Consider the following 21,931-nt stretch of genomic DNA (forward strand, 5'->3'; position numbering starts at 1 on the left):
GGGCTCGCAATAGCCTCGGGAAATCAAGAGTGCGTATGTCATGATATGTAGGGCTATCCGACCGATGCGACAACGTCGCTAACAATGGTAAACATCATCATATTTGGTGAGTTTGCTCCATAATACCGGAAACTTTCACTTGCAGACTTCGGAAATTAACCTTTTGTTTCCCATGCCTGTTTAGCGTGACTTAACGATTGGCCGACCGCCGCTCCCGCGCCGTCGAAGGTAAAGTTTCGAGACAATGGTCGACAGGGAAAACCGTGAAGACTGGAGGCGCGAGCGCTCCCTCCTGGCGCTCGGCAAAGCCGTGCGCGGCGATGAGGCGGCGGATGCGTCGGCGGTCTCCATCGGTGACCGGGCCGATCCGTCATGGCGCGAGGATGCCGCCACGCGTCACCGCATAGCCCGCTCGCAACGCGAGGCGCGGTCGAATCCGGCGCCAACGTCACCGCCCGAGCCGCCGCAGTTCCAGGCCGACGGCGAACCCGTTTCGGCCGCCAGCGCGCGTGAGGAGCCTGTTTCCGGCCGGCGTCAGGAGCCTCGCTCCCACGCGGCCTATGAGCCCCGCTCTTTCCACGAGCAGCAACCGGACCGCGACGACGATGACGGGCAGGAATGGAAGCCGCTGATCGATCCGCTCCAGGTCGTCCGCGGCATTACTCGTTCCAAGTTGCTGATCGTCTCGACGACGATATTGGGCACAGTGCTCGGCGTCGCCGTCGCCGTTTCGACACCGAAGAAATACGAAGCCACCACACAGATGGTCATCGAGCCAGGCGACCTGAAGCTTTCCGACAACGATCTCACCCAACCGGTCGGGCAGCCCGATGCGGCGCTGGCTGTTGTCGAAACCCGCATCAAGATGGTGACATCCGGCAGGGTCCTCGACAAGGTCGTGGCCGATCTCAATCTCGTCGACGATCCGGAGTTCAACGGACAGGGCTCTGGCGGCCTTGGCGTCCTGTCACTCATTCGCTCGATACTGTCGCGCCAGGATGGCCTTGGCGGCGGCGGTGAAGTGCGCCGCCAGGCGCTGGCGGTCGGCAATCTGGCCAAGAGCCTGTCGGTTGAGCGCAGCGGCAAGAGCTTTGTCGTTTCCATCAGCGCCACCACTCAAAGCGCCGACAAATCGGCGGAGATAGCCAATAGGACCAGGGACGTTTTCCAGCAGGAGGCGGCCCAATACCAGTTCGGGATGGCCGGGCGCGCGACGGACCAGCTGACGGCCAAGCTCGATGACCTGCGCAAGAATGTCGAGACGGCGGAGCGCAAGGTCGAGGATTTCAGGGCCACGCATGATCTCGTTGACGCGCAGGGCCATCTGATCAGCGACGACCAGATGCTGAAGCTCAACGAGCAGCTCTCAGTCACCCGGGCCCGCACGCTGGAACTCAATGCCCGGGCGGCGTCGGCGCGTTCGCTGGACGTCAATTCGGTCATCAACGGCACCTTGCCGGAAGAAATCAATTCCAACACGATGAGCGAACTGCGCGCGCAATATGCAGCTTTGAAGCAGGAGGCCGACCGCGCCGCCGTGCGTCTGGGACCGCGTCATCCCGAATACCAGGCGCTCAGTGCCCAGCTCGACGGCTCGCGCGAGCGCATCGCAGGCGAACTGCGCCGCATCGCCTCGTCGCTGCAGGTCGACTTGAAGCGCTCGGTCCAGCTTGAGCAGGATCTCGCTTCCCGCCTGGCTCAGGCAAAGGTCCAGAGCGGCGACGTCAACAGCGATCTGGTCAGCCTGCGCGAACTGGAGCGTGATGCCACGGCCAAACGCTCCGTCTACGAACAGTACCTGCTGCGCGCCAAGGAGACCGGCGAACAGCAAAACATAAACACCACCAACATCAATCTGATGACCCCCGCGCAACCGCCGCTCGAACCCAACGGACCGTCGCGGGCTGTAATAGCGATGGCCGGCCTGCTGCTCGGGCTTGCTTCGGGCATCGGTGTCGGCGCCATGCGCGGCGCCTTTGCCAGCCTGCGCGGCGCTGCCAATTCGCGTTCGCGCGGCAGAATGGACGAGCGCCGCCCTCCGGTCGAGGACAAGGTCTATCGCGCGCCGCTGCCTGTGGCGCCGCCACCGGCAGCACCTCCGGTGTTGCCGACCGCGGCCGCTCCCGCCCGGAGCCCAGGTCTGTTCGACGGACTGTTCTCGGCGATGCGCAAAGCCGCGCCGGGTAGCGGGACGTCAGGCGAACCCGTCGAGACCTACCGCGCCCAACCAGCCGCCGAATATACAAGGCCGGTGCAGGAGCCTGTGGGCTATGGCCAGCCGGACTTCCGGAACGAGGTTCCGCACGCCAATTCCCCTGCGCAGCAGCCTGGCTACGCGCAGCCTCGTCAGCCGGCTGACTATGCCTATTCGCAGGCTCAGCCGATGCCCGCGGCGTCCGGGCCGTGGTCTTCTCCGCAGCCCGCTGGGGCGGCGCCGGAAGACCAGCAGGCGCAAATCGACGATATCCGCGCCAGCCTGCGCGAATTTCGCGAAGCGGTGCGCGAACTCACCGAAAGCCGTTCGCACCGCCGCTATTTCTGAGCAATTCCAGGAAAAGTGTGAAACGGTTTTCCCGGGAAAAGCGCGTAGCGCGCTTTCCCTTGGGAATTGCGTCAAAACAAGAAATAGAGCGGTTCAGCCTTTCCGTGAAAGGATGAGTCGCTCTGAGCCCGTCAGCACAGAATAAAAGCTGCCGGTTTCGAGTTTACGGCATGTGACGGCGCTTTGACGGGATTGCTTAGGCCAAATTTCGTGACAATGCCGCGCAGCATGGCGCCCAAAAAGCGCTGCCGTCGGGCTTTACCCGAATGGGCAGAACGTTTGGAACAACGACATGCACAAGCAACGTTCAAGGCACGCGCCGCGCCTTGGCTGGAATGATGTCGAGGATGGTTCATGGCCGAAGTGATTGACGGAAAGATCGTCGCCGCAGACGTGGTTCAGAAGGTCAAGGCCTTGACCGAGGACCTGGTCGCCAAGGGAAAGGCCCAGCCCGGCTTAGCGGTGGTCATCGTCGGCGAGGATCCGGCAAGCCAGGTCTATGTCGCGTCGAAGTCGCGCACCGCCAAGGAATGCGGCTTTCATTCGCTGCAGCACACACTGCCGGCCGACACGTCCGAAGCGGCACTGCTGAAGATCATCGGCGAACTCAACGCCGATCCGGCCATCAACGGCATTCTGGTGCAGCTGCCGCTTCCCGCCCATATCGATGCCGGCAAGATCATCCAGGCCATCGCACCGCAAAAGGATGTCGACGGCTTTCATTTCATCAATGTCGGCAAGCTCGGCACCGGCGAACTCGAAACAGCCTTCGTGCCCTGCACGCCGGCCGGCTCCATGCTTTTGATCGAACGCGTGCGCGGCAAGGATCTTTCCGGCCTCAACGCGGTCGTCGTCGGCCGCTCCAACATCGTCGGCAAGCCGATGGCAAATCTGTTGCTTGCCGCCAACTGCACCGTCACCATCGCCCACAGCCGCACCAAGGATCTGCCGGCGCTGGCCCGCACAGCCGACATTCTGATTGCCGCCGTCGGCCGGCCCGAAATGATCAAGGGCGACTGGGTCAAGCCGGGCGCCACCGTGATCGATGTCGGGATCAACCGCATTGCCGCACCCGAGAAGGGCGAAGGCAAAACCCGCCTCGTGGGCGATGTAGCCTATGCCGAAGCGGCCAAGGCCGCCGGCGCCATCACCCCCGTGCCCGGCGGTGTCGGACCGATGACCATTGCCATGCTGATGGCCAATACGTTAGCCTCAGCCTACCTTGCGGCCGGCTTGAAGCGGCCTTCCTTCTGACCCAGAAAGCAGCTTCTTTGCCGAACCTTACTATACCCTCTGAACGGCCGGATGATCCCGTTCAAGGGGGCCGGCAATTCGCGTTCTTGCTGGTCGACAAGTTTTCGATGTTTTCGTTGGCAGCGGCGATCGATACCTTCCGCTCGGCCAACCGCCTGCTCGGCCGCGATTTCTATGGTTGGACCACGGTCTCGGCCGACGGCGATCCCGTCATGGCCTCCAATGGCCTGCCGCTCAAGATCGACTATGCCGTCGCCGATTTGCCGCCGGTCGATATCCTGTTCGTGTCGGTGGGCCTGTCGGTCGAGTTCCCCGGCAAGAGCAAGGTGCTGGCGGCGCTGCGCAGCTGGGGCCGGCGCGGTAATGCGCTCGGCGCGCTGTCGGTGGGCTCTTACCTCCTGGCCGAAGCCGGTCAGCTCGAAGGCTATCGCTGCACCATCCATTGGGAAAACCGCGCCGGCTTCGTCGAGCGCTTTCCCGACATCAATTGCACCGGCAACGTCTTCGAGATCGACCGCAAGCGCTACACCTGCGCCGGCGGCACCACCTCGATCGACCTGATGCTGGAGATCGTGCGTGGCGACTTCGGCTCGAACCTCGCCAACGGCGTTGCCAACCAGTTCCAGCATGAGCGCATCCGCTCCGCCGGCGACCGCCAGCGCGTCGGGCCGGAGCGCGACCTGACCGGCAAGTCGGAGAAGCTAAGGCGCATCGTCGAACTGATGGCCGACCATCTCGACGAGCCGCTATCAGCCGTGCAGCTTGCCAAATCGGCGGGCCTGTCGGTGCGCCAGGTCGAGCGCTTGTTCCTGCGCCATTTGAGCGTCACGCCCGGTCGTTACTACATGCGGCTCAGGCTTGAGCGGGCGCGCGAACTGCTGCGCCAGACCAACATGCCGATCCTCGACGTGGCCATTGCCACCGGCTTTACCTCGCACTCCTATTTCGCGCAGAGCTATCGGCTGCAGTTCGGCCGTCCGCCTTCCGAAGAGCGCCGCACCACGTACTGACGCGGTGCTGAGCCGGCCTCGGAACAGGCCTCGGCCGGCGCCGATCCTGTTACACGGCAACCGTTCGTGACCCGCTCCGGGGCTTGTGCCCGGACGCGGCGTCAAATAGCTTGCCGCCGCATATAAGAGGGCGGCCTCAAGGAGATTTCCATGGCGGGACTTTTGCGGAGCGTCGCTGCGGCGCTGCTCCTTTTGTCGATGACTTCGCTCGGCTTTGCCGCCAACAAGGTCATCATCATTCTTGACGCTTCAGGCTCGATGTGGGCCCAGATCGACGGCAAGCCGAAGCTCGAGATCGCGCGCGAATCGCTGAGGACCGTACTGCAGTCGGTCCCGGGCGACGACGAGATCGGCTTAATGGCCTATGGCCACCGCGAAAAGGGCAGCTGCGACGACATCGAGCTGATCGTGCCGCCGCAAGCCGGCTCGGCTAGCGCCATTTCGGCCGCTGCCGACAGCCTGAAATTCCTCGGCAAGACGCCGCTGACCGCAGCCGTCAAGCAGGCGGCCGAAGCCCTGAAATACACCGAGGACAAGGCGACCGTGGTCCTCATCACCGATGGGCTTGAAACCTGCGAAGGTGACCCGTGCGCGCTGGGCAAGGAACTGGAGGCCTCAGGCGTCGATTTCACCGTCGACGTCGTCGGCTTCGGCCTGACCGCTGACGAGGGCAAGCAGATCGCCTGTCTCGCCGACAACACCGGCGGCAAATATATCCAGGCCTCGGACGAGAAGGCGCTGCAGGAAGCACTGATCGAAACCGTCGCCGCGCCGGCACCTGAACCCGCACCGGCGCCAGCCCCAGCTCCAGCCCCCGAACCGGCAAAGCCCGAATTCAATTTCGTCCCAAGCGTGGTCATGGCGGATGGCGGCGATCCGATCACCGACGGCAATGCCTGGGAGGTCTACAAGGCCAAGGCCGATGGCACGCGCGGCGAGGCCGTCACCACCCAGTACAACAACTACGAGGCCAATCTCGAGCCGGGCGACTATGTCGTCGTCGCGCGCGCCGACGAAGCTCGGGCGGAACAGAAGGTCAAGATCGAGGCGGGCCAGGTCTACAAGCCGCTCTTCACCTTGAACGCCGGCACCATGCTCATCCATCCGAAGCCAAGCCAGGGCGCCGAGATCAGTGACGAAGCCCATGTCGACTTCGCCTTCCCGGGCGGCAGCACCACCCACTATGGCGACACCAGGATCATCGTGCCGGCTGGTGAGCAGAAGGTGACGGTTGCGATCGGCAGCGGCTCGGTGACCGAGAACATCCAGCTCGCCGCCGGGCAGACTGTGGAAAAAGACATAGTCGTCGGCGTCGGCCATGCCGCCGTCAACGCCTACTACACTGCAGGTGGTGACAAGGCCGACTCCTCGGGCATCAGCGTCCAGATCGTCAAGGCCAAGAAAAAGATCGACGGCTCGCGTGACGATGTCGCCCACTCCTATGGGCCCGACAGCAAATTCTGGCTGCCGCCGGACGACTATGTCGCGGTCACCTCGCTTGAGCTCGCAACCGTCGAGCAGCCTTTCAGCGTCAAGGTTGGCGACGTCAAGGACGTCAAGGTGACGCTCGATGCCGGCGTGCTGGTGATGTCGGCGCCAGGCGCCTATTCGATCGAGGTGCTGTCGTCGAAGAAGGATATCCAGGGCAACCGCAAGGCGCTCGGCCTGAGCTATGGCGACACCTGGCAACAGACCATTGCGGCCGGCGACTACGTCGTCGTCCGCCACATGTCCGATCAAGGCCATGACAAGGAAATGCCGGTGACGGTCAAGGCCGGCGAACGGAGCGAGATTACGGTTCAGCCGTAATTTGGCGTTCCACTCCTCATGAAAAAGGGCGGCCTTGAGCCGCCCTTTTCTCTATGGCAGGGAATGATGGTTCAAGCCGTGCCGAAAGCACTGGCGCCATGGTCGGCGCGGCCGACTAGCTGGCGGAAACCGGCGAACAGCTCGCGGCCGAAGCCGAACTCGTTGCCGATGAGATCGATGTCGGCCGTGCGGCGCAGCGCGAGCTCGGGTCCCGGCACCAGCACTTCCAGCGTGCCGGCATCGGCGTCGAGCCGGATGATGTCGCCGTCATGGATCCTGGCGATCGGCCCTTCCTCGACCGCTTCCGGCGTTACGTGGATCGCCGCCGGCACCTTGCCGGAAGCGCCAGACATGCGCCCGTCCGTGACCAGCGCGACGCGCTGGCCACGATCCTGCAGGATGCCGAGCACGGTGGTCAGCTTGTGCAGTTCCGGCATGCCGTTTGCCTTCGGGCCCTGGAAGCGGATGACGGCGATGAAGTCGCCGGTCAGCGTGCCGGCCTTGAAGGCTTCGTTCAGTCCCTGCTGGCTGTCGAACACCTTGGCCGGCGCCTCGATGACGCGGCGTTCCGGCTTCACGGCGGACGTCTTGATGACGGCGTGGCCGAGATTGCCGGCGAGCACCTTCAGGCCGCCGGTCGGCTGGAAGGCTTTCTTGAACGGCGCCAGCACCTTCTCGTCGCCGCTCTGCAGCGGCGAGGCTTCACGCACGACGCCGCCATCTTCGCCGAGCCGGGCCTCGACCGCATAGGGCCTCAGGCCTTCGCCCCATACCGTCTGCACATCCTCATGCAGGATGCCTTCGTCGAGCAATTCGCGGATCAGGAAGCCGAGCCCGCCGGCGGCGTGGAAATGGTTCACGTCGGCAAGCCCGTTCGGATAGACGCGCGCGAGAAGCGGCACCGCTTCCGACAGGTCGGAAATGTCCTGCCAGGTCAGCGTGATGCCGGCCGCCGCGGCCATGGCGATGAGGTGGATGGTGTGGTTGGTAGAGCCGCCGGTGGCGTGCAGGCCGGCGACGCCATTGACGAAAGAGCGCTCGTCGATCATGCGGCCTACCGGCGTGTAGGCGTTGCCGAGCGCGGTGATCGCCAGGGCTCGCCTGGTCGCCTCGCGCGTCAGCGCGTCGCGCAGCGGCGTGCCTGGATTGACGAAGGACGCGCCGGGCGTATGCAGGCCCATGATCTCCATCAGCATCTGGTTGGAATTGGCGGTGCCATAGAAGGTGCAGGTGCCCGGCCCGTGATAGGATTTGGACTCCGCTTCGAGCAGTTCTGCGCGTCCGGCCTTGCCCTCGGCATAGAGCTGGCGAACCTTGGCCTTCTCGTCATTGGGCAGGCCCGTCGTCATCGGCCCGGCCGGCACGAACACCGCCGGCAGATGGCCGAAGGTGAGAGCCGCGATCACAAGCCCCGGTACGATCTTGTCGCAGACGCCGAGATAGACGGCGGCGTCGAACATGTTGTGCGACAGGCCGATCGCCGCGGACATGGCGATGACGTCGCGCGAAAACAGCGAGAGCTCCATGCCGGGCTGTCCCTGGGTCACGCCATCGCACATGGCCGGCACGCCGCCGGCCACCTGCGCGATGCCGCCGACTTCGCGCGCGGCATCCTTGATCAGCGCCGGAAACGTCTCGAACGGCTGATGCGCCGACAGCATGTCATTGTAGGAGGTGATGATGCCGAGGTTCGGCACCTTGTCGGCGCCGAGCGCCAGCTTTTCAGACGGGCTGCAGACGGCAAAGCCATGCGCGAGGTTGCCGCAAGACAGGACGCCCCGGTTGGCGGTGCGGCTGGAGGCCTCGGCGATGCGGCCGAGATAGCGCTCGCGGCCGGCTTTCGAGCGTTGGCGGATGCGTTCCGTGATGGCTTCGATGTCGCGTCTGGCTGTCATGGTCGGTCCTTTCGAGCCCCGGAAGAACGTCCTCCACCGTCTGCCGGGACTGCTTTGCGTGAAATCAGGGTGCCCAGAACACCTCTACCGGGATGGGTGCCGCTTCGAGCACTTTGCGGATGGGCTTTTTCGCACCCGGTCCCATCGCACCGTCGAAGGCGGTGCGCTTGTCCTCGCCTTCTATATGCAGCGCGATGAAGCCGGCGTCGACGATCCGCGCCAGCGGCAGCGTCAACCGGGGTTCGCCGGCGCTTGCCGCGTGAACCGGCAGCACGATCCTTGATGAGGCCGGGTCGAGCAAATCGCCGAGATTCTCGGCGTCGGGAAAGAACGAGGCGGTGTGGCCGTCGCCGCCCATGCCGAGCACGACGACATCGAGGGGCCAGGGCAGAGCCTTCAGCGCCGCATCTTCGGCCGCCGCGGCGGTCTCGATGCTTGCCGCCTCATGGTAGAGCGGCACGAAGTGCGCGGCAGCCGCCTTGTTCTGCAGCAGGTTGGCCGCGACCAGCCCCGCATTCGAGCGCGGCGAGGAGGCCGGCACGAACCGTTCGTCGACCAGCGTCACCGTCACCTTGTTCCAGGCGATCGGAATGGCCGAAAGTGCTGCAAAGAACTTTGCCGGCGTGGTGCCGCCGGAAACGGCAAGCAGGGCCGTGCCGCGCTCGTCGATGGCTTTGGTCAGGCGCGCCGCGACATTGCCGGCAAGGGCTGCCGCCAGGTCCTGGCGCCCGGCAAAGCCGTTCCAGTTGTAGGCGGGCTCGCTCAATTGCTTTCGTGCCATGTCCGCCCGTCGCGTTCGATCAGCGCAATCGAGGCCGAGGGACCCCATGTGCCTGCCGTATAGCCTTGCGCCTCCTGCCTGGCGCTTTCCCAGGCGTTCTGGATCGGGTCGATCCACTTCCATGCCGCCTCGACCTCGTCGCGGCGCATGAACAGCGTCTGGTTGCCGCGGATAACATCCATGATCAGCCGTTCATAGGCGTCCGGCGCGCGACCGTCGAAAGATGTTGCAAAGCTCATGTCGAGCGGAATCTGGCGCAGCCGCATGCCGCCGGGGCCTGGATCCTTGATCATGATGAACTGCTTGACGCCTTCGTCGGGCTGCAGCCGGATCACCAGTTGGTTGGCTGAGATCGGCCCGGCGCTGTCGCCGAAGATCGAATGCGGGATCGGCTTGAACTCGATGACGATTTCCGAAACGCGGGTCGCCAGCCTTTTGCCGGTCCGGAGATAGAACGGCACGCCGGCCCAGCGCCAATTGCCGATCTCGGCCTTGATGGCGACGAAGGTCTCGGTGGAGCTGTCTTTGCCGAGTTCCTCGACATAGCCTTTCACCGCGCCGCCTGCAGAGGCGCCGGCGCGGTACTGCCCGCGCACGGTGTGCTTGGGTGCCTCATTGCCGTTGATGCGCTTCAGCGCCCGCAGCACCTTCAGCTTCTCGTCGCGCACGGCATCGGCATCCATCGACGATGGCGCCTCCATGGCAACCAGGCAGAGCAGCTGCAGCATGTGGTTCTGCACCATGTCGCGCAGCGCGCCGGCCTTGTCGTAGTAGGTGACGCGGTCTTCAAGACCGACGGTCTCGGCCACCGTGATCTGCACATGGTCGATATGGGCAGAATTCCAAAGCGGCTCATAGAGCGCGTTGGCAAAGCGCAGCGCCATCAGATTCTGCACCGTCTCCTTTCCGAGATAGTGGTCGATGCGGAAGATCTGGCTTTCGTGGAAGTCGTCTCCAACCACGTCGTTGAGCTTGCGCGCCGAATCGAGGTCGCGGCCGATCGGCTTCTCCAGCACGATGCGTGAATTCGGCGTGATGAGATTGTGGGCTTTCAGCTGGTGCGAGATGTCGCCGAACAGCGCCGGCGCCACCGCCAGATAGAAAGCGCGGATGCGGTCGCTTTCGCCGATCGCCTTTTTCAGCTTGTCGAAGCCGGCACCAGTCGTCGCGTCGGCCGATACGTAGGACAGCCGGGCAAGAAATGTCTTGAGTTCCTCGGCGTCGATGTCGGCCGGCTTAACATGCTGGGAAATCGCCTGCTTGGCGAAAGCCTGGAATTCCTCGTCGCTCATCTTGGAGCGCGAGGTGCCGATGATGCGGGTCGGCTCGGAAAACTGGTGGTCGCGCTGGCGGTGGTAGAGCGAGGGCAGCAGCTTGCGTTCCGACAGGTCGCCGGTGCCACCGAAAATGATGAAGTCGAAAGGCTCGACGGGAATGATCTGGCTGGTCATGGTCTGTCCGCTTTGACGCCGCTCGCTGTGACGCGGCAGGATATAATCTAATCGATTTAAACTATCCAGTGCCATGGTGTCACATCGAGGCCAAATCACTGCATATTGATTCGCTCCAAATGTGCCTTGACACTGGCTGCCACCCGGAGGCTTTTCGTCAAGCGATGGTCCCGGGGCTTTCGCGCCTGCAACATAAAGCGGGAATGTGACGAAAGCTAATGCGTGTCGCCCAGAAGTGCGAAGCGGCTCTGGGAGACAGACACGCATCAAACAAAAAGGAAAATGCGCTTGCGAGGTGGGTCTTCAATGAGCGGAAAAAGCATGCGTCTGGAAAACAAGGTTGCCGTCATCACGGGTGCTGCGTCAGGTTTCGGCGAAGGCATGGCCAGGCGCTTTGCCGAAGAGGGCGCCAAGGTCGTCGTCGCCGACCTCAACGCCAAGGGCGCGGAGCGCGTTGCAGCAGAGATCGGCCAGGCCGCGATCTGGACCCAGACCGACGTTTCGCAGCGTTCCGAATTCGACGAGATGGTCTATGCCGCAAAAAGCGCCTTCGGCCGCATCGATATCATGGTCAACAATGCCGGCTACACCCATCGCAATGGCGACATGCTCGACGTCGACGAGGCGACCTTCGACCTGATCACTTCAGTCAACATGAAGGCGATCTATCACGCCGCACTTGCCGTGGTGCCGATCATGGAGCGGCAGGGCGGCGGCGTCATCCTGACCACGGCTTCGACCGCCGGTCTGCGGCCGCGGCCGGGGCTCACCTGGTACAATGCCTCGAAGGGCTGGGCGATCACCGCGACCAAGTCGATGGCGGTCGAACTCGCGCCCAAGAACATCCGCGTGAACTGCCTTTGCCCGGTCGCCGGCGAGACCGGCATGCTGGAGAAATTCATGGGCACTGACACGCCGGAGATCCGCGAGAAATTCCGTGCCTCGATACCGCTCGGCCGTCTGTCGACGCCGCTCGATATCGCCAACGCTGCGCTTTGGCTTGCGTCGGACGAAGCCGCCTTCATCACCGGTGTGGCGCTGGAGGTCGACGGCGGCCGCTGCATTTGAGCAATTCGGGAAGTACCTCGCTGTTCGCAATGCATGGCAGACAGAGCAATGTCGGCAAGAGTTCGCATCGGTGCGCCGGCCGGCCGAGGAACGAACAGTTGACGTCGTCACGCCGGACCCCAGTTTGACTTCTCGATCCCCCGAAAGGCATAACGGATCGTGGATAGTGTTGGCGGGTGATGAAGATCAGGCAGCAGAAAAGTCGCTACGATCTGGGATGGCGGCTGCGGCTTTACCTGGCCAAGCGTGCGCGGGCGCGAAGCAAGGCAATTTTCATCGGTGTTACCGGAAGCTCCGGCAAGACGACGGCGGGAAGCCTGCTTGGACACATCCTGGCTGGCCACGGTTCGGTCCACACACAGGTTCTGGCCAACACGATGAAACTGTTGGTCTCGACCCTATCCAGGCGAATGGGAAAGGGCGGCAAAACCGACTACGTCGTCTTCGAGGCCGGCTCGTCCGGTCCGGACACAATCAGGCCAATGGCCGAATTGCTTCGCCCGAACGTGGCTGTTGTCACAATGGTCCGGCTGGAGCATTTCGCCAGTTTCAGGACTGTGGAAAACGTCGCTCGAGAAAAAAGCGCCCTGGTCGCGGCGCTGGAGCCGGGCGGCTTCGCGATGCTCAATGCCGATGACCCTCTTGTGATGGGCATGGCCGCGGCGAGCGACTGCCGTTCCGTCACATTCGGCACATCGGAGCAGGCGGATTATCGCGTCGGCGATGCCGAGGCTGCCTATCCCAGGCAATTGCGATTTTCGCTCTATTGGCGCGACGGCGTTCTTGAAATCGTGACCCCGTTCCAGGGTGAGCATTTCTGGCTGCCGACCGCTGCGGCGGCGGCAACGGCTCTTGAACCTGGAGTGCCTCCGCAGATCATAAAGGACAGGATTGCGACATTTCGGCCTTTAGCAAACCGCGGCCAGGTGCTCATCCCACCCGGCGGGCCTCACTTCATCTTGGACGCTGCAAAGGCGCCGTGGCATTCGCTGCCGCTTGCGTTCGACATGATAGCCAAATCAACGTTCGCACGAAAACGCATTGTTCTTGGCCAGTTGGCGGATTTCGCCGGCTCGTACAACAAGTATGCCCACGCTTACCGCAGCGCGCGTGAGATTGCGGATCAGGTGATTTACACCGGCGATCACGCCCATCGCTCCAAGGCCAGCCAAGCCGATCGCGATAGTGGACAGTTCGTCGAACTGCGCACGCCAAAGGACGTGTCGGACTATATCAAACAAACGGCGGATCCGGGCGAACTGATCCTGATCAAGAGCTCTGCCAGCCTTCACCTTGAGCGTGTGGCGCTTGCGTGGACCCACGACGTTCAGTGCTGGGTTCCCATGTGCGGCAAAGCCGAGGGGTGTGAGCAATGCGGGCTCTATGAAGTGCCGTTTGAGCAGCACCGCGAGTTTGTGAGGCGGCGGAAATTGAATCGCCGCCGACAGCGTTTTCGGCGGTTTTTTGGTCGGTGACGCCACCTGCGGCGCACGTTTTTGCTGACAGCGCACGGTGCCCGAATTGACGGGTATTGCTTGCAGTTATTTGACCTGACAATGCCATAAAGGTCATAATGATCGCGGGAACCTGGCAGAGGTGATGAAAATCAATTTGCGGAAAATTCGCCACGACCTGGGATGGCGACTGCGGCGCTATCAGGCCAAACGGGCGCGCGCGCATAGCAAGGCAATTTTCATCGGGGTCACTGGCAGTTCCGGCAAATCGACATCGGCCGGTCTGCTTGGGCACATCCTGGCGGGTGATGGCACGGTCCATCTCCAAGTCCAGGCCAATTCAATCGTCGCGCTGATCCGCACACTTTACAAACGTATGAGGCGAGCAGGCAAGGTCGACTACCTCGTCTTCGAGGCCGGCGCCGACAGCGTCGGAGCGGTCAGGCCCATGGCCGAACTGCTGCGGCCGCATGTCGCCGTCGTCACAATGGTCCGACTGGAGCATGTCTCCAACTTCAAGACCCTGGAGAGTGTCGCTGACGAAAAACGCGCACTGGTCGAGGCGCTGGAACCGGGCGGCCTTGCCGTGCTCAATGCTGATGATCCCAATGTGCTTGCCATGGCACGCGGCCAAGCAAAACGTTTCGTCACATTCGGCCAGTCGGATCCGGCCGACTATCGGGTCACCAATGTCCGCGCAGCATATCCGCGCATGCTCAGCTTCAAATTGCACTGGCGAGGAGGCGTACTCGACCTGGAAACGCCATTCCCAGGTGGGCATTTCTGGCTGCCGACGGTGGCCGCTGTGGCTACGGCACTCGAACTTGGAGTACCCGCGCGGACGGTAGAGGAGAGGGTCAGGACATTTCGGCCCTTGGCAAACCGTTGCGAGGTGATCCGTTCTGAGGGCGGGCCGCAGTTCATCGTGGACTCCGTCAAGGCGCCCTGGCATTCGCTGCCGCTTGCCTTGGATATGATGGCAAAATCAACGCAGGGCAAAAAGCGGATCATCCTCGGCCAGTTGTCGGACTTCAGCGATTCGAACGCAAAGTATGCCCGCGCCTATAAAAGCGCGCGTGAGATCGCGGACCAGGTGATCTATGTCGGTGAGCATGCGCATCGCTCGAAGGCCAGCCAGTCCGATCGCGACAGTGGCCGCTTCGTCGAATTGCGCATGCCGAAAGAGGTCTCCGACTACATCAAGCAGACAGCTGTTCCTGGCGAGTTGATCCTGGTGAAGGGCTCTTCCAATCTTCATCTGGAACGTGTCGCGCTCTCCTGGACGCATGACATCAAATGCTGGATCCCGGACTGCGGCAAGCGAGAACATTGTCTGAGTTGCGGCCTCTATGAGGTGCCGTTCGAGGAACACCGGGATTTCCTGGCGAAGCGCAAACTTGCTCGCAGGAGACACCGTTTCAGGTGGTTGCTCGGCGGCTGACCAGATCTGGCGGCTTGCGTCTCAAGCCCCGGTCTTGATGTAGCTCTTGTAGATCCAGCCGCGCTTGCCGTTGTAGACGATCTGGCACCATTTCTTGCAACTCACCACCTGCACCGACGACTTGGCGGGCACGGTCCCCATGGCGGCGGCGTTTTTCTGCGGACCGCTGCGCATTGTCACCGCCCTGAGGATGCGTCCGGTGCCGGCGGCAGCAGCCACCTTCTGTGGCTTGGCCTTGGCCTGGGTATCGTTCGTTGCGGCGGAAGATTGCTCGTCTGGAAGTTGCGGTTTTGGCGTCGGTATGGCGGCGGTCTCGGCGTCGTCGTCATTGGCGGGAGCAGCGACCTTTGACAGCTGCGTCGTGGCGTCGCTCTGCGCCGCCGGTTCTTCGAATGCCGCGGCATCAGACGGTTTGGCGGCAGCCTGCTCGGCAGGCGCCTGATCGGATGGCGTCGCGGCAGGGTCGCTGTTGGATTGCGCCGCAGTCCAGCGCGGATCGTTCGCCGACAGCGGCGGCATGGCAGCCCCACCGGCAGCGACCGTCGATGAAACCGCATCGCCCTTGCGCGCGGCTTGTGGCGCCGCTACCGCGGTAGCCGTCGCCGCGACCGGGGCAATCTTGGTCGTCTTGACCGGAAAAGTCGGAACGTTCTGCTGTGTGCTGGCGATCGCTTGCCGGTCGTTGGCCGGCAATGCCAGCCAAAGCGCTATGCCCGCCACACCAAGCAGCGCTGCGGTGCCGACCGCGGCGATCACCAGATGCGAATTCGTGCGCACCCCCTGCCAGAAGGAGGGCCGCATGTCATAACCGAATTGCATGGCGAAGCGCCGACGTTCCGGCGCGCCGAAACTGAAGGGCTCGTTCACTCTTGCCACCTCCAAAAGATGAGCCGGTGTTCTTTCGATCGGCGCCGGCAGCCCGGCATTCGATCGGCATCGGTCCCAACAACAAAGCGGGCAGGCCCGCAGAAATCCCCGTTCAATCGCCCAGAACCGGCATCCTTTGCCCTTGATTGTGGCATCAGTGCGCCCTCAGGGGAATTGTGCGCTCTTGTTAAGGATTCTGCAACGTCTCGCTGCGGCAACCAACAGCTCAATAGAATCAGCTCAGTACTCAGCCACGGCTGATATGAGATACTTTCCCTATATTCGGTCCCTCAGGGCAAACCAGTTCAGTGCCAAGAACAATAATGGCGTTCTAAATCGCCGGCCGCCGGGAAAAGCCGGGATGTTCAGGTCCTCGATCAGCTTCAGTCTGTCGCGGTTGCCGGCGACGGTCTGGGCATAGAGCTTGCCGAAGAAGTTCGACAGCATCACGCCGTGGCCGGAATAGCCTCCGGCCGAGATCACATTGGGCATCACCTCGCGCACGAACGGTTTCCTGGGCATGGTGATGCCGACATAGCCGCCCCAGCCATGGGTGATCTCGACATCGCTCAGTTCCGGATAAAGCTCGGCTATCTGCCGGCGGATATGGACATGGATGTCCTTCGGATCGTTGACGCCATAGACCTCGCGCCCGCCGAACAGCAGCCTTCCATCGCTGGATTTGCGGAAATAACGCACGACGAAACGCGAATCGTCGACCGCCTCGCCGCCCGGCAGCACTTTCGAATCGACGCCCAGCGGCACCGTCGCGCCGATGAAGGAACCGATGGGCATGATGTGCGCGGCACTCACCGGCTCGAGCGTGCCGCCATAGGCATTTACACCGATCAGGCATTTCTGCGCGGTGATGGTGCCTCTCGGAGTCGTCACCCTGACCTTGCCGCCGCTGGAGGTGACACCGGTCGATAGTGTCTGCTCGAACAGGTGCGCGCCGGCCGCTGCCGCGACCTTTGCCGTGCCGATCACCAGCTTCATCGGGTGGATGTGTCCGGTGCCGGTGTCGCGGGTGCCGCCGAAGTAGCGTGTGGAGCCCAGCCGTTCGGCCGTTTCCCTGGCATCCATGAAGGCGATGTGCGGATAATTGAAGCGGCCCGCCATGATCTCGGCATGCGCCTTGTAGTCGTCGAGATAACGCGGCTTGTGCGCCACGGACAACTGGCCGGGCATATAGTCGATGTCGATCTGGTTGACGGCCGCGAATTCGAGCAGGTGTGCTTTCGCCTCCTCGGCAAGGTCGAACAGCGCCTTGGCGCGGGAGAAGCCGTATTCCGCCTCCATCTCTTCGGCCCAGGCGCGCTGGCCCGTGCCGAGCTGGCCGCCATTGCGCCCTGAAGCGCCGTCGCCGAAGCGATGCGCCTCGATCAGAACGACGTCGGCTCCCGCCTTCGCCAAATGAGCGGCCGCCGACAGCCCGGTGAAGCCACCGCCGACGACGACGACGTCGCAGCTGCGGTCGCCGTCCAGGGCAGGGTACTCAGGGCGTGGTCCGGCTGTGTCTTCGTACCAGGAGCGACCGGGGGAGATAGGTGATTGGTAAGGCATGGGGACACCAGCCAATGGTGAATGGTGAATGGCTGCGAGACGCACGACGTCTGCGCTCATCCATCCAATATGAAACTACTCACCATTCACTATTCACCATTCACACGACGAAGTCGCCGCTCACACGTTGAGCAACAGATACTCCCGCTCCCACGGGCTGATCACTTCCATGAAGGTCTCGAACTCCGCCCGCTTGATCGCTGCATAGGTTGCGGCGAAGGACTTGCCCAGAAGAGCGCATAGTTCCTCGTCGCCTTCGAAAAGATCGACGGCTTCGAGCAGGCCTCGTGGCAGGTCGATCTCATCGGCGTTTGCGGTGGTCAGCACCGGAGGCTCGGCCTTGATCTTGTTGGTGATGCCGATCAGCCCGCAGGCAAGTGAGGCCGCCAGCGCCAGATAGGGGTTGGCGTCGGAAGACGGGATGCGGTTTTCGACACGCCGCGCCGCCGGATCCGAGCGCGGCACGCGGAACGCCGTGGTGCGGTTGTCATAGCCCCATTTGTTGTTGACCGGCGCCGAGGCCGACTGCGTCAGCCGGCGGTAGGAATTGACGTAGGGAGCAAACATCACCAGTGCGTTCGGCACATGCTTCTGCATGCCGCCGATGAAATGGAAGAAGTCGTCGGTTTCCGAGCCGTCCTTCGCCGAAAAGATATTCAGCCCGGTCTTCTTGTCGATGATCGACTGGTGGATGTGCATGGCAGAACCTGGCTGGCCCTGGATCGGCTTGGCCATGAAGGTGGCATAGATCTCATGCTTCAGCGCTGCCTCGCGAATGGTGCGTTTGAACATGAACACCTGATCGGCGAGCTCGACCGGATCGCCGTGACGCAGATTGATCTCGAGCTGGCCGGCGCCTTCCTCGTGGATCAGCGTGTCGATCTCCAGGCCCTGGCTTTCGGAGAAATGGTAGATGTCGTCGATCAGTTCGTCGAACTCGTTGACGCCGGCGATCGAATAGCCGGCGCCGCCGCCGATTGCCCGTCCGGAACGCCCGACGGGTGGGGTCAACGGATAATCCGGGTCGGGGTTCTTGCGCACCAGATAGAATTCGATCTCGGGCGCCACCACCGGCTTCAGCCCGCGCTTGTCATAGGCTGCTACCACGCGCTTCAGGACGTTGCGCGGCGTGAACTCGACCGAACGGCCATCCTGATGGACGAGGTCGCAGATGACGGCGGCCGTCGGGTCTTCTTCCCACGGCACGACGGTCAACGTCGACAGATCCGGCATAAGCTTCAGGTCGCCATCATCCTCCGGATAGTGGAAACCGTTGCCGTCCTCGGGATAGCCGCCCGAAATCGTCGTCATGAACACTGCCGATGGCAGCGCCAGCGAGGTGTTGGAAGTGAATTTCTTCGACGGCATCATCTTGCCGCGCGCGACGCCAGCCTGATCAGGCGTGATGCATTCTATGTCTTCGATGCCGCGCCATTCCAGCCAAGCGCTGACTTCCTTCCAGTTCTTCACGCCGCGTTGATTTTTCACGAAGGCAGGCGTTCGGACGCGTCCTCCGCGGGTCGACGGACGGACTTCCTTTTTCGCAGGCGGCATCATTCACCAGTTTGGGTTGCAATTATCACAGTATAGCTGTTGCCGGTGATGGAAGGGAAGGGGAGCCGGCCCGATAGGTGCGGCAACGAGGCTGGACGGCCTCTGTCAGACGGCCTTGCCGGGCAGCGCATTTGCATCCAGCCATCTGCGCAAGGCACCGGCATAGAGCCTGCGCCATCCGCTTTGCGGCGCGGTCAGGAACCAGGATTGGCTGAGGTCCCAGCTGTCTGCGCACAGATCCCTGAGCCTTGTGTTGATGATGCCTTTGCCGGATAGCGGATAGACCGAGAATTCGGAAAAGAAGATCGCGCCGTCGATTTCGTAGAAATCGCAACGCATGTGATCGAACGGCACGGTCAGCCGCTCGGCGATGGCAAGCATGCGCGGGAAGGATGCCGGCAGGTCGATCCGGACCCACTGGGGGCCGCTGCCTGGCGGTGGCGGCGCATAGGTTCCGTCCCGGTCGAAATGACATTTCTGTTCGTTGCCGTGCTCATCCCGACGTGCGGCATAGACATAGGCCGTCGTCCCGTTGGACACGTGGAATTTGTACTCCAAAGCGACAGGCTGACTGTCCTGAAGGAGCATCTCTTCCACAAGGATGCGCCTGCTGGCGTACTTGTAGCCCCATTCGCCGAATTTCCTGCCGTAGCGACGGCGCATCCAGCGAGCTGTACGCCGGCGCAGCCTGGCTCTGTCCACCTCACCGTTGCGCACCATCATGTTCCAGCGGCAGCCATGATTGGCCTTCACCATGACATTGCCGGCAAGAACCTCCGCCGGAATCTTTGTTGCGTCTTCCCCGGACCATAGGACCTCGGCAGTCTTTAGTTCGGGGCAGGTGGACAAAGCGTAGGTTTTCGAGGCGAGCTTGTCGCAAGCTGTCGTGAAAAACGGATTGTGATCGAAAAGCTTTCGCCACAGGAACTTGTCTGCATAGGAAGCCGGTCTCGCCGGATCCGGCAGCATGCCGCTATGGTCGAATGTGCGTTTGCAAATCATGGGATAGCGCACCAGGCACCATGCCCGCGCCAGGGCGAGGATCACTCGATCGCTCTTTCCAAGAGCCGACACGATCAGCCCAGCTGCCGGGTCGAAGATGAACCGTCTCGTCGGGCGACGAACACGTCTCTGGTCATGTTTCGCGAGATGCTCGTGCGGCCGATGACCTCTAGCCGAGGGTCAAGTGTTCGTTCCGCATTTTCAGCCCAAAGCCTGCCTAGCGAAACAGGCTCCCACAAAACGATCTGCACAGTCTCGGCCGCGGTATCGGCGATACGAGACACGACAGCTGCCTTAGGCGAAACCATGCTCGCGACATAGACAACCTGAGCGTCGCTGTAATCATAATCGCATCCGTCGCACAGCTCGGCCCGCATGCGCGCATAACTGAGCTTGGCGGCGAGCCTGTTTGCCGTTTCGACGGCTTCGGGAACGATGTCGAGGCCGATGATCTCAGGGACAGTTGTCTGGTCGTGAATACGGAACATGGTGAACGGTCGCCCGCCGCAGCCGACCATGACAGCGCGGCGGCAATTATTGAAATCGACATGATCGAAGACTTCGTCGAGGCGGTTATAGGCATCCTTTGATGACAGCACGCCGATGCTTGTTTTCCCCGCTGCGATCTGTCTGAACGATGCCGGACCGCTCAGGTCCTGATCCAGCATCTGCCTGATCTCGGCGGCATCTTGCGCCTGCACCATCTTGCCGAATGCGGCGGTCAGCGCCGGTCGGTGCGAAAGGATCTCCGGGTAGGTTTCAAGCAACGCCTCGCCGGTATCGTGTCCCATGGCGATGCCAAGATCTCGGATGGCATTTATGAGTTCGGTCGGAGCGCGACCTGGCAAGGAGCTCAGAATTTGCTCCAGTTCACGCTTCCAGGCGCCCAATTCCGGCATTGTTGCCCACCATTCCCCTTGCCGTAGCTAGCAGTGCGCGGCGACAACGTCTACATCACTGCCTTCACTTGAAACGGGACAGTCGACCATGCCCCTGACCACCATCGGCTTCGACGCCGACGACACGCTGTGGCAGAACGAACAGTTCTTCCGCCTGACCGAGAAGCACTTTGCAGCCCTGCTCGCCGATCATGGCGAGGCCGAGCACATCTCGGCGCGGCTGCTGGAGGCCGAGAAGCGCAACCTCGCCGTCTACGGCTTCGGCATCAAGGGCTTTACCTTGTCGATGATCGAGACTGCGATCGACGTGACCGAGGGCCGCGTTCCGGCCTCGACCATCGCCGAAATCCTGGCTGCCGGCCGCGATATGCTCGGCCATCCTGTCGAGGCGTTGCCGCATGCGCGTGAGACCGTGGAAAGGCTCGCCGGCGCCTACCATCTGGTGCTGATCACCAAGGGCGATCTGTTCGACCAGGAGCGCAAGCTGGCGGCGTCCGGCCTTGGCGACCTGTTCGATGCCGTCGAGATCGTCAGCGACAAGAGCGCCGCCACCTATGCCAGGATCTTTGGCCGTCACGGCAGCCCGCAGACCAGCATGATGGTCGGCAATTCGCTCAAGTCGGACGTGGTGCCGGCCCTCGAGGCCGGGAGCTGGGGTGTGTACATCCCGCACGAACTGACCTGGGTGCTCGAACATGTCGAACCGCCGGTGGCAGCACCGCGCTTCCGCCAGATTGTCGATCTTGGCGAACTGCCGGCTTTGATCGAGAGCATCGGCAAGGAAGGCTGACCGCCCCGCACGCGTTCGGGCGGATTGCGATCAGCCGCGCCCGAGACTGATCAGCCGGTCGACCACCGGCTGTAGCCTTTCGGTGGTGATCGGCTTGGTTACCACCACATCGACCACGCTCGACAGGCCCAGGCTGTCGGGCGTGCCGGTCTTGGTTGAAAGCAGGATCACCTTGGGGAGCGACCGCCCAGATGTCCGCCGCAAGGCGTCGATGGCCGCCATCAGCGCGCGGCAGTCCTCGTTGTCGGGGCCGCCATCGAGAACGACGGCGCCCGGAATGAGGGTTCGCAATGTCTTGGCCGCCATTTCGGGCAACTCGGAGATCGGCTTCAGTCCGGACTTCTCGACGATCTTCGACACCACCACCCGGTTGATCGGCGATTTTCCAACGACCAGCACGTGGGAGAAATCCGTTGATATCTCGGAGTTCGCGTCCCTGCTTGACGAATTCAGATGTTTGGCGGTGTCGGTCTCGCGGTTCACAGGGCACATGGGCGGGGCGGGCACTCGGCGCTGCTTCAATGCAGGGTTGAAATCCGAGAGCCAATTGG

General features: G+C 62.5%; 17 protein-coding genes. 8 read left to right on the forward strand and 9 right to left on the reverse strand.

Annotation, left to right across the window (positions count from 1 at the left end; genetic code table 11):
• Nucleotides 1-244: 244 nt before the first annotated feature.
• From AC3EML_RS10530 to AC3EML_RS10545, 4 genes are all read left to right on the forward strand, one after another.
• Nucleotides 245-2,542: a GumC family protein gene (locus AC3EML_RS10530; RefSeq protein ID WP_023681889.1), complete on the forward strand. Its 2,298-nt coding sequence runs from the start codon at nucleotides 245-247 to the stop codon at nucleotides 2,540-2,542.
• 354 nt (nucleotides 2,543-2,896) lie between these two features.
• Nucleotides 2,897-3,796, forward strand: coding sequence for a bifunctional methylenetetrahydrofolate dehydrogenase/methenyltetrahydrofolate cyclohydrolase FolD (gene folD / locus AC3EML_RS10535; RefSeq protein WP_023681888.1), 900 nt, complete (start codon nucleotides 2,897-2,899; stop codon nucleotides 3,794-3,796).
• Between the two features lie 17 nt (nucleotides 3,797-3,813).
• The gene (locus AC3EML_RS10540; protein ID WP_032905230.1) at nucleotides 3,814-4,806 is read left to right on the forward strand and encodes a GlxA family transcriptional regulator; all 993 of its coding nucleotides are present in this window, start codon (nucleotides 3,814-3,816) and stop codon (nucleotides 4,804-4,806) included.
• A gap of 150 nt (nucleotides 4,807-4,956) precedes the next feature.
• Nucleotides 4,957-6,615, forward strand: coding sequence for a vWA domain-containing protein (locus AC3EML_RS10545; protein ID WP_023681887.1), 1,659 nt, complete (start codon nucleotides 4,957-4,959; stop codon nucleotides 6,613-6,615).
• A 71-nt stretch (nucleotides 6,616-6,686) separates the two neighbouring features.
• Here the strand turns inward: AC3EML_RS10545 and edd are convergent, their stop codons facing one another.
• The 3 genes from edd to zwf all read right to left on the reverse strand — a co-directional run bounded on the left by edd (nucleotide 6,687) and on the right by zwf (nucleotide 10,742).
• Nucleotides 6,687-8,510, reverse strand: a complete 1,824-nt coding sequence (edd, locus tag AC3EML_RS10550; RefSeq protein ID WP_023681886.1) for a phosphogluconate dehydratase — start codon at nucleotides 8,508-8,510, stop codon at nucleotides 6,687-6,689.
• A 64-nt stretch (nucleotides 8,511-8,574) separates the two neighbouring features.
• Nucleotides 8,575-9,291: a 6-phosphogluconolactonase gene (pgl, locus tag AC3EML_RS10555; RefSeq protein ID WP_023681885.1), complete on the reverse strand. Its 717-nt coding sequence runs from the start codon at nucleotides 9,289-9,291 to the stop codon at nucleotides 8,575-8,577.
• The gene (gene zwf / locus AC3EML_RS10560) at nucleotides 9,273-10,742 is read right to left on the reverse strand and encodes a glucose-6-phosphate dehydrogenase (RefSeq protein ID WP_023669307.1); all 1,470 of its coding nucleotides are present in this window, start codon (nucleotides 10,740-10,742) and stop codon (nucleotides 9,273-9,275) included. The genes pgl and zwf overlap by 19 nt, the downstream gene beginning before the upstream one ends.
• 321 nt (nucleotides 10,743-11,063) lie before the next feature.
• Here zwf and AC3EML_RS10565 point away from each other — a divergent pair, with 321 nt between their 5' ends.
• From AC3EML_RS10565 to AC3EML_RS10575, 3 genes are all read left to right on the forward strand, one after another.
• Complete coding sequence (locus AC3EML_RS10565; protein WP_027049416.1) at nucleotides 11,064-11,810, forward strand: SDR family oxidoreductase; 747 nt, start codon at nucleotides 11,064-11,066, stop codon at nucleotides 11,808-11,810.
• 179 nt (nucleotides 11,811-11,989) lie between these two features.
• The gene (locus AC3EML_RS10570) at nucleotides 11,990-13,285 is read left to right on the forward strand and encodes a Mur ligase family protein (protein WP_352521296.1); all 1,296 of its coding nucleotides are present in this window, start codon (nucleotides 11,990-11,992) and stop codon (nucleotides 13,283-13,285) included.
• Between the two features lie 124 nt (nucleotides 13,286-13,409).
• Nucleotides 13,410-14,705 carry a Mur ligase family protein gene (locus tag AC3EML_RS10575; RefSeq protein WP_352521107.1) on the forward strand — a complete coding sequence of 432 codons (1,296 nt, stop codon included), beginning with the start codon at nucleotides 13,410-13,412 and terminating at the stop codon, nucleotides 14,703-14,705.
• Between the two features lie 21 nt (nucleotides 14,706-14,726).
• Here AC3EML_RS10575 and AC3EML_RS10580 read toward each other — a convergent pair whose 3' ends face one another.
• The 5 genes from AC3EML_RS10580 to AC3EML_RS10600 form a co-directional block, all read right to left on the reverse strand.
• On the reverse strand, nucleotides 14,727-15,572 hold the full coding sequence (locus tag AC3EML_RS10580; RefSeq protein ID WP_023732365.1) for an SH3 domain-containing protein: 846 nt from the start codon (nucleotides 15,570-15,572) through the stop codon (nucleotides 14,727-14,729).
• A 276-nt stretch (nucleotides 15,573-15,848) separates the two neighbouring features.
• Complete coding sequence (locus tag AC3EML_RS10585) at nucleotides 15,849-17,135, reverse strand: NAD(P)/FAD-dependent oxidoreductase (protein WP_352521108.1); 1,287 nt, start codon at nucleotides 17,133-17,135, stop codon at nucleotides 15,849-15,851.
• 120 nt (nucleotides 17,136-17,255) lie between these two features.
• Nucleotides 17,256-18,692, reverse strand: a complete 1,437-nt coding sequence (locus AC3EML_RS10590; protein ID WP_023669313.1) for a glutamine synthetase family protein — start codon at nucleotides 18,690-18,692, stop codon at nucleotides 17,256-17,258.
• Between the two features lie 102 nt (nucleotides 18,693-18,794).
• Nucleotides 18,795-19,736 carry an ATP-grasp fold amidoligase family protein gene (locus tag AC3EML_RS10595; RefSeq protein ID WP_352521109.1) on the reverse strand — a complete coding sequence of 314 codons (942 nt, stop codon included), beginning with the start codon at nucleotides 19,734-19,736 and terminating at the stop codon, nucleotides 18,795-18,797.
• Nucleotides 19,737-19,765: 29 nt separating this feature from the next.
• A complete protein-coding gene (locus AC3EML_RS10600) occupies nucleotides 19,766-20,590 on the reverse strand; it encodes a class I SAM-dependent methyltransferase (protein WP_023711778.1) in 825 nt (274 codons plus the stop codon).
• Nucleotides 20,591-20,678: 88 nt separating this feature from the next.
• Between AC3EML_RS10600 and AC3EML_RS10605 the strand changes: the two genes are divergently transcribed.
• Nucleotides 20,679-21,380: an HAD family hydrolase gene (locus tag AC3EML_RS10605; protein WP_352521110.1), complete on the forward strand. Its 702-nt coding sequence runs from the start codon at nucleotides 20,679-20,681 to the stop codon at nucleotides 21,378-21,380.
• A gap of 30 nt (nucleotides 21,381-21,410) precedes the next feature.
• Here the strand turns inward: AC3EML_RS10605 and AC3EML_RS10610 are convergent, their stop codons facing one another.
• Nucleotides 21,411-21,872 (reverse strand): response regulator, encoded by a 462-nt coding sequence (locus AC3EML_RS10610; RefSeq protein WP_488473750.1) that lies wholly within the window; start codon nucleotides 21,870-21,872, stop codon nucleotides 21,411-21,413.
• Nucleotides 21,873-21,931: the final 59 nt, after the last annotated feature.

It is taken from the genome of Mesorhizobium sp. P170090, assembly GCF_057786115.1.